The sequence below is a fragment of the Paenibacillus sp. OK060 genome (assembly GCF_900101205.1).
Lineage (GTDB): Bacteria > Bacillota > Bacilli > Paenibacillales > Paenibacillaceae > Paenibacillus > Paenibacillus marchantiae.
In genome coordinates this window covers 340,007-353,731 of record NZ_FNFR01000006.1, presented here as the reverse complement: position 1 = coordinate 353,731, position 13,725 = coordinate 340,007, and the positions used below count along the sequence as shown (strand labels likewise).

Below are 13,725 nucleotides of genomic sequence, written 5' to 3'. Positions count from 1 at the left end.
AAGTTTAGAGGGTTCAGTTATCCGGGCAGGAAATCAAGAATTGGAAACGAATACATAGTTTGGTTTTCTCAAAATAGGTTGATCAACGTAATTTCAACATTCAAGTAATAAAAGAATCATAAAAAAGGAGTAAATTCTACCATGCTGGATTTACAAAGTTTTGTTTCAGATTACACAAAAGATAAGAAACATTTACAGCTTGTTATCGGGATTGTTAGGGAGGGAGATGTTGAATACTATTCATTTGATATTAATAAAAAGAAAAGTGTGATCCCTCCTGAGCATAAGTTGTTTGAGATCGGCTCCATAACCAAAGTTTTTACATCCATAATTTTATTAGAAATGGAAAAAGAAAAACTGCTTTCCTCGGATGACGTTGTTGGTAAGTTCGTGCAGAACGTTCAAAACGATTATTTGAATAAGATTACCTTGAGAAGCCTTGCTACTCATACCTCTGGATTACCTATATTGGCAACCAACCACAATTTGGCTAAAAAAAGATCGAATCCTTATTCAATGTATACCGAGCAAGATTTAACTGCTTTTTTATCTAATTCTGATTACACGGATAGCATAGGTTCGTTTGGATATTCCAATATCGGTGTAGGTTTACTGGGATACATACTATGTAAGGTGTCAGGAAGTGCGTATGACGAACTGTTAAAAAAATATATAACGAGTCCATTAAAGATGAATGAGACAGCCGTTATGCTTGATGCAGAACAGAATAGCAGGTTTTTGAATGGACATGCTTCATCTGGGAAAAGAGTCCCTCATTGGGATCTTTCTATTCATGTAGGAGCTGGGGGGATTAAGTCATCTGTTAGCGATTTGAGTTTATTTGTCCAAGCCAATCTAAATGATAATAATCCGATAGCCTCTACACTACAAAAAAGTCATCTCCCTATATCGATCGGAAATTCAAACCGTTACTTTGGCTGGGGTGAGGATAATCTTCTAGATAAAGGCATCCTCTGGCATAACGGGGGTTCAGCTGGTTTTAATAGTTATCTAGCTTTCAATAAGGAACTCCGTGTAGGAGTTGTATTGCTATCCAATTATTCTTTTTTCTCAAATTCTCTTATGGATCATTATTTTGCTCAAATCATAAAATGGATTACAAAAAAAGAGCCTTCACAAGGAACGATGATAGACTCTACAGGTATAAAAATCTTAGAAGAAATCATGCAGAGAGAAGCGTCATTGAAGTAACGGGAATCGATAGAAGTATTAGCCACCTAATCATTAGGTGGTTTTTATATCTAGAGACTCCCATCCAAGATAACTAATCCATGATACAAAAGAGGACGTGTTAACGCCCTCCTGCATTATACCCATGGTATTCACTCACCTGCATATTCCTTTGCAAGAATCGAATATAGACACGAATCATGATATTCCCCTTTGTAAAACCAATGCTCTCGCATCAGACCTTCACGCTGCATACCAATCTTCTGCATAACCTTCTCAGAAGCCTTGTTGTTCGGGCGGCATTTCGCATAAATACGGTGTACGCCAAGTGTATTGAAGCCAAAGCCAAGCATCGCTCGGGCTGCTTCGGCAGCGTACCCTTTTCCCTGATAAACGGGATTGAGCACATAACCGATCTCAGCGTTCGTCTTTTCGATGTGAAGGCCAACACCGCCGATCAGGATGCCCTCCTTTTTCAAGCATATCGCCAGTTCGAAGCCCTCTCGTGGTTGTGTTTGCTGTGAATTTAGCACAAATTCCACATAATCTCGCGTATCTTCTTCCGTATTAGGTCCCCATGCCGTATGCTGAGTAACTTCTGTCATGGATGTGTAGCTATGTATACTTTCCCAGTCTGTCTCCAGAATATCCCGGATGATGAGTCGTTCGGTCTCCAATTGCATAGCTATTCCCTCCTAGTAAAACAAAAATAGCCCAATAACCGATTCGTGTAAAGAATGGGTTACGAGCTATGTAAGTATAAGGCATGCTATTGTGGTTGTTTACATTCAACTGCGGGATAAGTATAAGCCAGCTTGCGGATAATTTCCTTTTGCCATTTGGTGTCACCCAGGTTGGTTGCCAGGTTCAGAAGATCCAAATAATCGTCAAGCTGCAGATCAGCCTTTTGCAGAGTTGTATTCATTCGATGTTCGTTCCCCTTTATCTATAAAATCGTTAAGTCATGTACAGTAGGCAGAAGACTTGAGACAAGCTCAAGAATGATAATCATTATCACAGTTATATTATCATTATGCAATGAACGATGTCAAAATGCAATGCCAAGGCTCGAATGTACTCAACTTTTTTTCGAAAAAAGGCTCATCCACAGCACATAGGGAACGTACACACCCAGGTATGCAGACGGATAAAGAAACCATCCATTCAACAGGAAATGGTGAATTTCTGTGGTGAACGTTGTCATATGGGCATTCGTAGCGTACACATCTCCGGCAATGACAGTCGCCGCACTATAGAAGCAGAGCAGGGCAAGTACATGGAAAACACGGGTCACCATCCGAGAGCGAAGCGCAACAAAAACCATAATCAGTGGAACAATCAGTAGGAGTAGAAGAAAAAGAAACTTCATCATACAGGTCTCCTTTGGGATACTTTTGTTAACCAGTATGGGCAATTGGTGGAATTCCCAAAAGTTTTTTCAAACATTTTACAAAAAGAAAGAGGAATTAAGCATATGAACGATTAAATTAAAGGTGGATAACCCATTATCAGGTAATTACGAGGAGGAGAAGGCAAGTATGAAGAAAGCGATATGGCAGCATTGGATCGGGGCATTCCTGATCTTCATCATGATGGCGACGGCATTGCTTCAACCTGGTTCACAAGGTCCGGTACAGGCCGCTGCAGCACCTATTACGGTATCGCAGGCCATCGCTGCCCAGAGTGGCGGAGCAACGGCAACGGTGGAAGGATATATTGTTGGACATGCCACCGGTTCGCTTACAGCCAAGTTTACATCTCCTTACGCCAATGATTTTAACTTCCTGATTGCAGATTCAGCGACAGAGAAGACTAACGCGAAACTGCTCGACGTGCAGATTCCAGCGTCGTACCGCTCGCAATATGGACTGGCTACCAACCCGAATCTTGTGGGGCAGAAGGTTATCGTAACCGGAACACTTGGCGCATATAACAGTTATGCCGGAGTTAAGAATCCTACCTCAATCGCACTCTCCTCTGGAACAACCAATCCTGATCCTGATCCAGGCACAACGCTGCCGGATGGTACAGGGAAGAAAGTATTATTCGATAACACGCATGCTCAGACAGCCGGGGCTGCGGACTGGGTTATTGATGGGGCATTTTCGGACTTTGCGAATGGTTTGCGAAACGCAGGCTTTACCGTGGATCAGCTGGATCGCAGCATCCCGTATACCTTCGGTGAGCAAGCCATCACCTTTAATAAATTGAAAGATTATGATGTCTTCGTTATCGGCGAAGCGAACGTGCCTTTCAAAGCGACAGAGCAGGCTGCGCTGCTGCAATATGTACAGAATGGTGGCAGTGTCTTCTTCATTGCCGACCACTATAACGCAGACCGAAACAAAAACCGCTGGGATTCCTCCGAAGTATTCAACGGCTATCGCCGTGGTGCATTCTTGAATCCAGCCAAAGGCATGTCGTCAGCAGAAGCTGAATCTCCAGCTATGCAAGGTGTGACCAGTTCCGACTGGTTGGCATCCAACTTCGGTATTCGTTTCCGCTACAACGCACTGGGAGATGTTAATGCAACGGATATCGTCGCACCTTCGCAGTCGTTCGGCATTACAACCGGCGTAAGCGCAGTAGCCATGCATGCTGGATCCACGCTTGCCATTATTGACCCGAACAAAGCCAAAGGTCTGGTGTATGTGCCCAGTGGGGTTACCAAATGGGGCAACGCGGTAGATCAGGGCGTATACAATGGCGGCGGACGAGCTGAAGGAGCCTACGCAGCGATCGCCAAGATCGGGGCAGGTAAAGCAGCATTTATCGGCGACTCCTCACCTGTTGAGGATGCTACTCCAAAATATCTACGTGAAGAAACAGGTGCTGCCAAAACAACGTATGATGGCTTCAAAGAAGTGAATGACGGTGTATTCCTTGTGAATACAGTGAAATGGCTTGCAGTAAAAGAAAGCTACACAAGTCTGTCTCAGGTGTCTGGACTGACATTGGATACGCCGACAAGTCTGCTTGCAATTGAAGCGCCGGCTTCATCCACCGAGCCGCAAACCGAACCATGGGCTACACCGGCTGCAGGCTACAAATGGTACGATCCTACATCGTTTAAGGCAGGATCGTACGGCAAAGCTCAGTAAGATAACAGTAAGAAAATATACGGATAATCAGCCTGTCCGCCACGATTGCGGACAGGCTTTATTTTGCATAAATGCCCGGAGCAGAGGGAAACGTATGGGTAATTATGAATGATGAGTGAGATGCCAAGGTGAGGAGGAAGACCATGATGAATCGGCAAGCAGACTGCGACAGCTCGACCATGAGGCAGAAACTCAAAGGGGACCTCCATCGTGTGGCAGATCGAATGAACAAGACGTTATCCACCTTTGACCATGACAGTGTGTGTCTGCTGGGCCAATTTGCGGAGATTCGGGCCGAGATCAAGCAGATCGAGGTGCTGGCTTCTTCCTTTTATCTGGATTGTTATCTGTCTCCCTTCACGGAGAAATTTGCCGAACTGACTGCCAGTGTACAGCATTTGTCGGATCGCAGATATGGTGCGCTCATTGTAATTGAACGGGAAGTTCCGCTTGAACCAATTATCCACTCAGGGGTTGCAGTCGATGCCAGAGTCACGCATGCGTTGCTGGAATCGCTTTTTATACCGGGTGCACCTCTGCATGATGGGGCGGTGCTGATTCGGGGCAATCAGATTGTATCCGCGGGCAATGTATTGCCTTTGTCACAGGCCATTGCACATGAGCGGAAGATTGGCACACGGCATAGGGCTGCTCTTGGATTGAGTGAGCTGACGGATGCGGTTGTGTTGGTTGTCTCGGAAGAGACCGGTCAAGCTTCGTTCGCCGTGGGTGGGGATCTGCATCCTATCAACGTGGTTGAAACCTTGCCATGATTACTGGTCGCTAGATTTTTTACCGATTCCATGCTGGAGTAAATGAACCTTTTTCCCTGCGAAGAGAGAAAGGTCTTTTTGTTACATCGTGATGTGGTTTTGCACAAACTTGATAATCATGGGTACAATAGAGGATGGAAGACGAACTGAAGAAGGCGAATTGATCGCAAAAATGGTTGGAGGAGACGGTTAACACATGAGCTGGTTTGATGCAATGGAACATCACGATTATGAGGAACTGGTACTGTGCCAGGATAGAGCCTCTGGTTTAAAAGCAATTATTGCTATTCACGATACAACACTCGGTCCTGCGCTGGGAGGCACACGGATGTGGACCTATGCTTCGGAGGAAGCTGCCATTGAAGATGCCTTGCGCCTTGCGCGGGGAATGACATATAAACATGCTGTATCCGGACTGAATCTAGGCGGAGGTAAAGCCGTAATTATCGGGGATCCGCGCCGTGACAAAAATGAAGCGATGTTCCGGGCTTTTGGCCGATACATTCAGGGACTGAACGGACGTTATGTCACCGCAGAGGATGTGGGAACCACAGAAGAAGATATGAATCTGATCTATCAGGAAACCGACTATGTTACAGGCATATCACCAAGCTACGGTTCCTCCGGTAATCCTTCCCCGGCAACAGCCTGGGGTGTATATCGGGGCATAAAGGCCGCAGCGAAGCAAGCATTCGGCACGGATCTGCTGGAAGGCAAAACCGTGGCTGTACAAGGTGTGGGCAACGTGGCGATGCGTCTGTGCAAATATTTGTACGAAGAAGGTGCGCACTTGATCGTTACCGATATCCATAAGGATTCCGTGAAACAGGCTGTGGATCAATTCGGTGCAAAAGCGGTGGACCCTGCCGACATTACTGGAGTGGATTGTGATATTTATGCTCCATGTGCATTGGGCGGTACCATTAATGATGATACGTTGAAGCAGCTTAAGGCCAAGGTTGTGGCAGGCTGTGCCAACAACCAGCTGCTGGAGCCGCGTCATGGTGACAAGCTGCATGAGATGGGAATCGTATACGCACCGGACTACGTGATCAATGCAGGTGGCGTAATTAATATTGCGGATGAGCTGAACGGCTATAACGCAGATCGTGCGTGGAGCAAGGTTGGGGAGATCTACAATAATCTGGAGAAAATCTTCGACACGTCGCGGACCGAAGGCATCGCAACGTATATTGCTGCGGATCGCCTGGCTGAACGCCGCATTGAACTGATGAAAAATACACGCAGCACGTTTCTGCAAAATGGTCATCACGCGCTGAGTTCCCGCAGACTGCGCGGGTAAATTTTAAGGATTCACATTACAATAAAATGTAAAACAGCTAAGGCAGGCATCCCATGGTGAACTGCACCCCATTTGTTAGAGAGGAGGTGCAGTGCAATGGATGCCTGCCTTCTCTTTGAGTTTAAAGATTTTTTTGTAAGGCGTTCATCGTATGGCTCGGCTAATATTAAAAATTCTTATAACCCGAGAGCAACGCAATGTTATTTCAAAATGTAATGCACTTCTGATTCAGCAGCTTCACAAATTGATCCAGCGCGCTGCTGACGTATCGATCCTCACCCCGGACAAAGGTCGTTGTGGTATGTGTGAATCGTTCGGCCAGATCAAATACAGAGAACTCATCCGGTTTCTTGTGAATAACGCTGCAAGGCATAATGGTAAAAGCAATTCCCGACTCCACACAGCTAAGCAGGTTATCCATCGTGCTGACTTCAATCATATTGCGAGCAGACAAACCTTCTTCCTGCAAATATTCCTCCGTAATTTCACGGTATGGGCAGCCTTTTGGGAAAACGACCCACGAAACCTGACACAGGCTTTCGGGTGGAACGTCCATCCTTTTGGAGATGATATGCACCGTGTCCTGCATTTCATATTCCACTTTCAGACCCTCTTTTACACACGCACCACTAATAAAGGCACCATCAATCTCGTATTCCTGTATTTTCTTGCGCAGCACTTTGGGTGAAGTGGCATTCACAAGCGAGATGGAGACCTCGGGATAGGTCACTTGGTATTCATTGAGAATCTCCATGAACCGGCTGGATGCTGCCGTCTCCACAATCCCGATTTTTAACGTGCCTGAAGGCTCACCGGGATCAGTCATATCCTGCTCCAGATCGTTTAACAGGTCACGGATGCGTGTTGCATACTGGATAAATTGTTCTCCTTTGGAAGTCAGCACCACCCCTTTGGGAAAACGGTTAAACAACTGAACCTGATATTCCTGTTCCAGTTTTTTGATGCGTGTGGTGACGTTGGATTGTGCATAATTCAATTCTTTGGCGGCCTGTGAGATTTTGCCGGACCTTGCCACCGCGAGAATAATATCGATATCCGAGAGTTCCATGGCTCTGGCCTCCTGAGTTGTAATGAAATGAAGTGAAGTGAAGTGAAGTGTTAGGTATCTCTATGAGAGATACATCTATATATTTCAATCATTTTACGATATATATATGCCGGCTTACAATATCGTTATCAACAGCTTTTACAGAGCAATGGAATCATGCAAAACGCTGACAATGGAGAAGGAGTTGTGATGAGAAATATGTCTACATTACTGAGTCCGGTGACGATCAACGAATGGCATTTGAGAAACAGATTAGTGATGGCACCTCTTACCCGAGGGTTTGCCAATGATCAGGATGGGACTGCGACGGAAGAGATGGTGGCGTATTACGAGCGACGTGCCAGGGATGGCGTAGGGTTGATCATTACAGAGGGTATCAATCCCTCGCTGGCAGGCAAAGGAACCTATGGTATCCCCGGATTATATACGGCTGAACAGACCGCTTCATGGAAAAAAGTAACGAATGCCGTCCATAAACACGGAGGGAACATCATCGCTCAGCTGTGGCATGTGGGCAGACTGTCTCACTCCGATCTGATCGGTACCCCGCCACTAGCACCTTCAAGCATTCCGGCTCAAGGAAGAGTCCATAAATTGCATAAGCCATATCAGATACCCCAAGCTATGAGTGTGCAGGATATCCGGGATACCGTTCAACAATTTCAAACGGCTGCCCGCAATGCGGTACTGGCTGGATTTGACGGAATTGAGCTGCATGCAGCGCATGGTTATCTGATCGACCAGTTTATCAATGAGAAGACGAACCACAGAACAGACGAATACGGAGGCGATATCCAGAGTCGATTGCGTTTTCTGAAGGAGATCATTATTGCAGTCCAAAAAGAAATCAGCGTGGATCGCATATCGGTACGATTTTCCGAGAAAAAAGATGATGACCCTTCCTATGTCTGGTCAGACAAGGCTGGAGTGCTGAATGCCTATCTGAGTCTTTTCCGCGAGACAGGCATTACAATCCTACATCCTTCAACAGATCGGTACACCAGAGTCTGGGATGGGGAACAAAATTTCCATGAGGCGATTCGCGAGCAGTGGGAAGGTATCATCGTTGGCGTAGGCGATCTTGAGGCAAACACAGCAGAACAGGCTGTACAAAATCGGAGCATTAATTTGGCAGCGTTCGGCAGACCGTTTATCGCCAATCCTGATCTGGTGCAAAAATTGCGTACGGGGCAGCAATTGATCAAGTATGATGCCAATGCACATCTGACTGTGTTGGTGTGAATGTAGAAAGAAAAGGGCAGAAGCTGATCTTAAAGATCACTCTGCCCTTTGTTTACGTATGGAAGGATGGTTATGGGTTACTGACGACGGTGACTTTCTTTTCCGTTAAGTAGTATACGAGTGCAAGCAGAGGCATTAACAGACCAATCAATGTCGTGAGACTCCAACCTCCATGCGCGTAGGACCAACTGCCAAGAGATGATCCAATTGCGCCACCTACAAAAAAGATCGACATAAATATCCCGTTTACGCGTCCTCTTGCTTCGCTCAACGAATAGATAATGCGCTGTCCCAGCACCAAATTACCCGAAACCGCCATATCCAGCGTGATGGCAACGACCACAAGCAGAATAAGGCTAGCAGTAGAGTGACCCTGGAACAGATAGGCGAGCCCAAAAGATGCAGCCGCGATAACCATGGCGAGTCCGGTTAATATGCGGGTTAAACCTTTATCCGCCCATCTTCCGGCAATAGGTGCTGCGATGGCACCCCCAACACCAGCCAGTGCAAACCAGGCAATTCCCTGTTGGGACATGCCGTACTCATTGGCGAGCTGCAAGGGAACTGTAGTCCAGAACAAGCTGAAGGCGCCAAACAGACTGGCCTGATAGAGGGCTCGGCGGCGAAGCATGGGAAATGTTTTGAGCAGGGAGCCCAATGACAGAATTAATTGTCCGTACTTCATCGCAGGTTGTGGCTGACGTGCAGGAAGTGCGCGTGACAGGAGCAGTGTAAGCAATCCGATAACGATTGCCGAGAAGACAAAGACCGCTTGCCAGCCGAGCAGGCTCGTAATAAAACTGGCGACAGGCCGAGCCAGCATGATGCCCAACAGCAGACCACTCATCACATTGCCGACAACCCGTCCGCGTTGCTCCTCCGAAGTGAGGTAGGTGGCATAAGGAACCAGAATTTGCGCAACGACTGAACTGATCCCGATGACGAGGGAAGCAGTCAGAAATAATACGGCATGGGAAGAGAAGGCAGCGGCAATCAATGCAACGACTAGAATGATGAGGAAAAAAGTTACCAGTCGCTTATTCTCCAGAATGTCACTAAGCGGAACGATAAACAGCAGGCCAATAACATAACCGATCTGTGTTAACGTCACAATCAGTCCTGCAGCAGCAGAGGAAAGCCCTGTTGTAACGCCGATTGGTCCTATAACCGTCTGTGCATAATACAGGTTTGCCGCAATCAGCCCGCACGCCGCAGCCAAAAGTAAAATCAACCACCTTGGAACTGAATTTGCCTTCACATCAGTTTGCATATCCATGAGTATCACCCTCCACATGTTCTCAAATTATTTTTTATTAAAGTGAACTTGTATTGAAATTGTTAATTACTAAACGGTGCGTTTACTAATCGTAAGCATATAATAAACTAAACGTTTAGTATTGTAAATAGGCGTGGGAACTTTTTTCATGTCGAAGTAAAGTAAGAACGAAATTGTTTAATGTATCGGTGTTTTAGTATAATGAACGTATAGTTTTTATGAATTACAGATGCATTGGTTACACCAAGGAGGGCTTATGATGACAGCCAAAAGAGGGCGTCCCCGCAATGTGGAAACCCAGAATGCGATTCTTGCAGCTTCCTATGAATTATTACTGGAACATGGCTTCGGAGCGGTTACGATCGAAAAAATTGCTGAACGTGCTAAGGTGAGCAAAGCAACGATATATAAATGGTGGCCTAATAAAGGTGCTGTCATTATGGATGGGTACATGTCTGCGGCAACGGCAAGATTGCCTGTACCGGATACAGGATCGGTATTTGAGGATGTGCGTATTCATGCGAGCAATCTGGTTGATTTTTTGAGCAGCCGGGAAGGAAAAGTGATCACACAGATTGTCGGAGAGGGACAGTCTGATCCAGGGCTTGCAGAAGAATACCGAACCAGATACATTCAGCCTCGTCGGCGCGAAGCGTGGGGGATTTTTGAAAAAGGTATAGAACGGGGACAGTTGAAAAAGGATTGTGACATCGGACTGTGCATAGACCTCGTCTATGGAGCGATGTTCTATCGCATGTTAGTGACTGGCCAATCGATAGATACTGAATTCGTGCAACGTTCGTTGATTTCCTTGTTTGAAGGTATTAAATCTCGATCATAGAGAAAGACATCTGGGGGAGGGATAGGGCGATTCGCAAGAATCACCCTGGATGCAAAAGGCTTGTGGATGAATGGGGAATGTGTGGAGAACTGAGAACTATACCTGGAAGATCGGTGAGATGGCAGGGGGCCATGAATCAGGAGAATGCGAAGTGGAAGAAGGAAGAGATTCGTTCAAGAGCGGGGGATCGTTCCATATGAAACTGGGGATTTCGCGTCGTAACACTGGCGCTACATCCTGGGCGAAGCGTTCTACCTGCTCCAGCTGCTCCGCATGGCTGAGTCCATCCACGCTGATACTCAGTACCTGATGTCCATATGCGGCATGGTAATTGAGGATTTTCTCAATGACCTGCTCTGGACTACCAATCAGTACAGGGCCATGCGCAATGTTATCCTCCAGGTCCTTAAAAGGCGACTGGTTGTGCTGCGCAGCGGCCGTAGCATGAAAGGCCTCATAATAAGGCGTATAACGCCGGATCGCTTCTTCGCGTGTATTCGCGAGGTATAGGCTACCTGCCCCGGAGCCAATCACCGCTCGGTTCGCATCATGACCATAATAATCGAGACGCTCCCGGTAATGGTCAATTAACGCTTTGTATTTTGCCTGTGGGTGGAAGGAATTCGAGCTAAATATCGGTTCGCCATACTTAGCTGCAAGCTCGGTAGAGCGGGTGCTCGATGCGCTACCATGCCAGATCGGAATGGATTGCTGAAGCGGTCTAGGCTGAGTGGTAACCTCTTGAAGGGGAGGGCGATACGTTCCCTGCCAGGTTACATTCTCTTCAGTCCACAGCCGTTTCAGCAGTTTGTAGCGTTCACCGAGTGAATCCCATTGTTCCTCTTCGCTAATACCAAACAGGGGATAGTGCCGAGGATCATTGCCTTTCCCGATGATCATCTCCAGACGTCCGCCCGATAATTGATCCAGCGTGGCATAATCCTCGGCAACCCGTACCGGATCAAGTATACTGAGAACAGTGACCGTTGTTAGCAACCGGATACGTGAAGTCGCAGCAGCGACGGCGGTCAGCACAACGGGAGGTGAGGAAGACAGAAAAGGTGCGCCATGCCGCTCACCGATCCCATATGCATCGAACCCCAGCCGTTCGGCCAGCTTGGCTTGTTCCAAAATGTTGTGAAACTTCTGTTGTGTTGTTAGTGATTCACCAGTTACGGCATTTGGAAGATTCATCATGAGACTAAATAAGGCAAATTTCATCTAACCATCCCCTTGGATTGGATTGGAAAAGCACTGGGTTGTCTAATCCTATGGAAATAGTAGGATATTCAAGCTAAAACTAACTTTACCATGTTGCCATGCATTCTTCTAATGGATTTTTTCTATAAGGCGGATTAAAGCTGCCCAAACCTAGACAAATGGGCAGGAAATTGCCACGATTTTTATTGACCGCTGTAAAATTTAGGATTAAAATTGTGCATATCATATAAATTCAAATTTATGGATTTTCATTGTGGAGGTGGGAGACATGGAACCTACAACTACGATACGCTCCTTTATTGAGGACTACATCAGGAAACAGGGCTATACCCTGCAATACTTTGCCGATATATCGGGTGTGAACGCTGGAACGTTAAGTGCGATCATCAAAGGGACGCGGCCAATCGCCATGGCTCAACTGGATTTGATTACCAAAGGCATGAAGCTGGAAGAAGGCCATTTCTACGAAATTTACGGCGCTGAGTGTTTTGTGGAGTCTGCACCACATTGGAGAAGACTGGAACCTTTTCTGCAACGTTGCGCCGAGCTGGACAAGCTCGAATGTATTCAGAGGGTAATCCAGCAAGTGACGGATGACCGCTCCTATATTTCCGAATTATTTGAGATGGCAGAAGGCATGCTTGAACGAGGACAAAAGAAAGCGGCCCGCATGTTATATGAATGCGTTGCGGAGTGTGAGAAGTACCAACACTCGGAACGTCTCGCATTGTGTCAGTATCGTATTTTCACACTATCTCTGGGTCAGGATCAGCATGAAAATCTCAGGGCAGCCGTGCACTTCGAGCCATATATTAATAGGCTTGATGAAGAGCGGCAACTGGATGCGATAAGAGAATTGGCTAATACATATAGTGGATTGTGCCATTGGGATAAGGTATTTCAATTAGCCAGTGAACTAGAGCAACGAGTTGAATTTTTAGAACAATATAAAAAAAAGAAAAAGGGTTTGGAACAACAGAGGACTTCCAAACATCCTTTATTCACCTATAAATCATACGCATATTTATTGATGTCTAATGTATGGGGGGAGCGTAAAGATTATGAAAAGGCATTGAGTCAGACAGCTCTTTATGCGAATTTTGAAATTGAAAAACCTACTTCTGAGGATCTTATATTTATTAAACGATTTCAAAATTGGGCTGAAATTAATACCTATCTCTATAAATTGATGTTAGGTGATTACGAGGCACTAAATACTTATTTAGATATTATTGAAGAGAACGAAAATGAAACTCTTCTTGGGTTAGTTAAGATCATGGAAGCTTCGAATTCATACAATCTGAATGTAGACCACGCTCTTAGAAGATTCGATTTATATATTCATATGTTGTTTGAGGATCGTAATCATGAAAGTAGCTATATTGCTCAAATTAAAGATGATAGATATACTAAATTTTGGGCGGAATTAGCGTTTTATCAGTTGTCTAAGGAACGATATGAAGAAGGATTTAGAAGTCTGTTAACATGTTTAGCATCTGCTCATAAAATCAAAGATGATTCTACAATAATATATTGTGTGGGTTTATTTGAAGAGTACAGAATGCAAGCGACGGAATCAGTAAAATTAAATTATAATAGTCTTATCAAGGAGGTCTATGGTCGATATGATAAAAAAAGCAATGTTAGTATTAATGCTTTTTAGTTCATTCCTTTTATTCTCTGGTTTTACTGGAGGTATTGATTCTAC

13 protein-coding genes are annotated in these 13,725 nt (G+C 45.6%); 7 read left to right on the top strand and 6 right to left on the bottom strand.

Translation table 11 applies throughout. The features are described 5' to 3' along the window. The first annotated feature begins 141 nt into the window (after window positions 1-141). A complete protein-coding gene (locus BLS14_RS23135; protein WP_090954160.1) occupies window positions 142-1,212 on the top strand; it encodes a serine hydrolase domain-containing protein in 1,071 nt (356 codons plus the stop codon). Window positions 1,213-1,343: 131 nt separating this feature from the next. Here BLS14_RS23135 and BLS14_RS23130 read toward each other — a convergent pair whose 3' ends face one another. The 3 genes from BLS14_RS23130 to BLS14_RS23125 form a co-directional block, all read right to left on the bottom strand. Then, the gene (locus tag BLS14_RS23130; protein ID WP_090954158.1) at window positions 1,344-1,874 is read right to left on the bottom strand and encodes a GNAT family N-acetyltransferase; all 531 of its coding nucleotides are present in this window, start codon (window positions 1,872-1,874) and stop codon (window positions 1,344-1,346) included. A gap of 86 nt (window positions 1,875-1,960) precedes the next feature. Further along, window positions 1,961-2,116, bottom strand: coding sequence for a hypothetical protein (locus BLS14_RS32730; protein WP_162842450.1), 156 nt, complete (start codon window positions 2,114-2,116; stop codon window positions 1,961-1,963). A 153-nt stretch (window positions 2,117-2,269) separates the two neighbouring features. Further along, window positions 2,270-2,560 (bottom strand): hypothetical protein, encoded by a 291-nt coding sequence (locus tag BLS14_RS23125; RefSeq protein ID WP_063566291.1) that lies wholly within the window; start codon window positions 2,558-2,560, stop codon window positions 2,270-2,272. Window positions 2,561-2,783: 223 nt separating this feature from the next. Between BLS14_RS23125 and BLS14_RS23120 the strand changes: the two genes are divergently transcribed. The 3 genes from BLS14_RS23120 to BLS14_RS23110 all read left to right on the top strand — a co-directional run bounded on the left by BLS14_RS23120 (window position 2,784) and on the right by BLS14_RS23110 (window position 6,368). Beyond that, window positions 2,784-4,292: a DUF6359 domain-containing protein gene (locus BLS14_RS23120; protein ID WP_371121661.1), complete on the top strand. Its 1,509-nt coding sequence runs from the start codon at window positions 2,784-2,786 to the stop codon at window positions 4,290-4,292. A 143-nt stretch (window positions 4,293-4,435) separates the two neighbouring features. Continuing rightward, complete coding sequence (cdaS, locus tag BLS14_RS23115; protein WP_063566290.1) at window positions 4,436-5,065, top strand: sporulation-specific diadenylate cyclase CdaS; 630 nt, start codon at window positions 4,436-4,438, stop codon at window positions 5,063-5,065. 196 nt (window positions 5,066-5,261) lie between these two features. Further along, on the top strand, window positions 5,262-6,368 hold the full coding sequence (locus BLS14_RS23110) for a Glu/Leu/Phe/Val family dehydrogenase (protein WP_090954154.1): 1,107 nt from the start codon (window positions 5,262-5,264) through the stop codon (window positions 6,366-6,368). Between the two features lie 205 nt (window positions 6,369-6,573). On the opposite strand, the gene BLS14_RS23105 is transcribed toward BLS14_RS23110, so the two are convergent. Continuing rightward, entirely contained in the window at window positions 6,574-7,437 is an 864-nt protein-coding gene (locus BLS14_RS23105; RefSeq protein WP_090954152.1) for a LysR family transcriptional regulator, read from the bottom strand. Between the two features lie 198 nt (window positions 7,438-7,635). Between BLS14_RS23105 and BLS14_RS23100 the strand changes: the two genes are divergently transcribed. Beyond that, the gene (locus BLS14_RS23100) at window positions 7,636-8,679 is read left to right on the top strand and encodes an alkene reductase (RefSeq protein ID WP_256336640.1); all 1,044 of its coding nucleotides are present in this window, start codon (window positions 7,636-7,638) and stop codon (window positions 8,677-8,679) included. 70 nt (window positions 8,680-8,749) lie between these two features. Here the strand turns inward: BLS14_RS23100 and BLS14_RS23095 are convergent, their stop codons facing one another. Beyond that, window positions 8,750-9,955 carry an MFS transporter gene (locus tag BLS14_RS23095; protein ID WP_090954148.1) on the bottom strand — a complete coding sequence of 402 codons (1,206 nt, stop codon included), beginning with the start codon at window positions 9,953-9,955 and terminating at the stop codon, window positions 8,750-8,752. 259 nt (window positions 9,956-10,214) lie between these two features. Here BLS14_RS23095 and BLS14_RS23090 point away from each other — a divergent pair, with 259 nt between their 5' ends. Next, window positions 10,215-10,796 (top strand): TetR/AcrR family transcriptional regulator, encoded by a 582-nt coding sequence (locus BLS14_RS23090; protein WP_090954146.1) that lies wholly within the window; start codon window positions 10,215-10,217, stop codon window positions 10,794-10,796. Between the two features lie 96 nt (window positions 10,797-10,892). Here the strand turns inward: BLS14_RS23090 and BLS14_RS23085 are convergent, their stop codons facing one another. Beyond that, the gene (locus tag BLS14_RS23085; protein WP_090954145.1) at window positions 10,893-12,017 is read right to left on the bottom strand and encodes an LLM class flavin-dependent oxidoreductase; all 1,125 of its coding nucleotides are present in this window, start codon (window positions 12,015-12,017) and stop codon (window positions 10,893-10,895) included. Window positions 12,018-12,285: 268 nt separating this feature from the next. Here BLS14_RS23085 and BLS14_RS23080 point away from each other — a divergent pair, with 268 nt between their 5' ends. Further along, the gene (locus tag BLS14_RS23080; RefSeq protein ID WP_090954143.1) at window positions 12,286-13,680 is read left to right on the top strand and encodes a hypothetical protein; all 1,395 of its coding nucleotides are present in this window, start codon (window positions 12,286-12,288) and stop codon (window positions 13,678-13,680) included. Window positions 13,681-13,725 lie beyond the last annotated feature (45 nt).

Coding starts and splice junctions, on each gene's coding strand:
- BLS14_RS23095 (WP_090954148.1), bottom strand. CDS start 9,955: ATGGATATGCAAACTGATGTGAAGGCAAATTCAGTTCCAAGGTGGTTG.
- BLS14_RS23080 (WP_090954143.1), top strand. CDS start 12,286: ATGGAACCTACAACTACGATACGCTCCTTTATTGAGGACTACATCAGG.
- BLS14_RS23100 (WP_256336640.1), top strand. CDS start 7,636: ATGTCTACATTACTGAGTCCGGTGACGATCAACGAATGGCATTTGAGA.
- BLS14_RS23110 (WP_090954154.1), top strand. CDS start 5,262: ATGAGCTGGTTTGATGCAATGGAACATCACGATTATGAGGAACTGGTA.
- BLS14_RS23105 (WP_090954152.1), bottom strand. CDS start 7,437: ATGGAACTCTCGGATATCGATATTATTCTCGCGGTGGCAAGGTCCGGC.
- BLS14_RS23120 (WP_371121661.1), top strand. CDS start 2,784: ATGGCGACGGCATTGCTTCAACCTGGTTCACAAGGTCCGGTACAGGCC.
- cdaS (WP_063566290.1), top strand. CDS start 4,436: ATGATGAATCGGCAAGCAGACTGCGACAGCTCGACCATGAGGCAGAAA.
- BLS14_RS32730 (WP_162842450.1), bottom strand. CDS start 2,116: ATGAATACAACTCTGCAAAAGGCTGATCTGCAGCTTGACGATTATTTG.
- BLS14_RS23085 (WP_090954145.1), bottom strand. CDS start 12,017: ATGAAATTTGCCTTATTTAGTCTCATGATGAATCTTCCAAATGCCGTA.
- BLS14_RS23125 (WP_063566291.1), bottom strand. CDS start 2,560: ATGAAGTTTCTTTTTCTTCTACTCCTACTGATTGTTCCACTGATTATG.
- BLS14_RS23135 (WP_090954160.1), top strand. CDS start 142: ATGCTGGATTTACAAAGTTTTGTTTCAGATTACACAAAAGATAAGAAA.
- BLS14_RS23130 (WP_090954158.1), bottom strand. CDS start 1,874: ATGCAATTGGAGACCGAACGACTCATCATCCGGGATATTCTGGAGACA.
- BLS14_RS23090 (WP_090954146.1), top strand. CDS start 10,215: ATGACAGCCAAAAGAGGGCGTCCCCGCAATGTGGAAACCCAGAATGCG.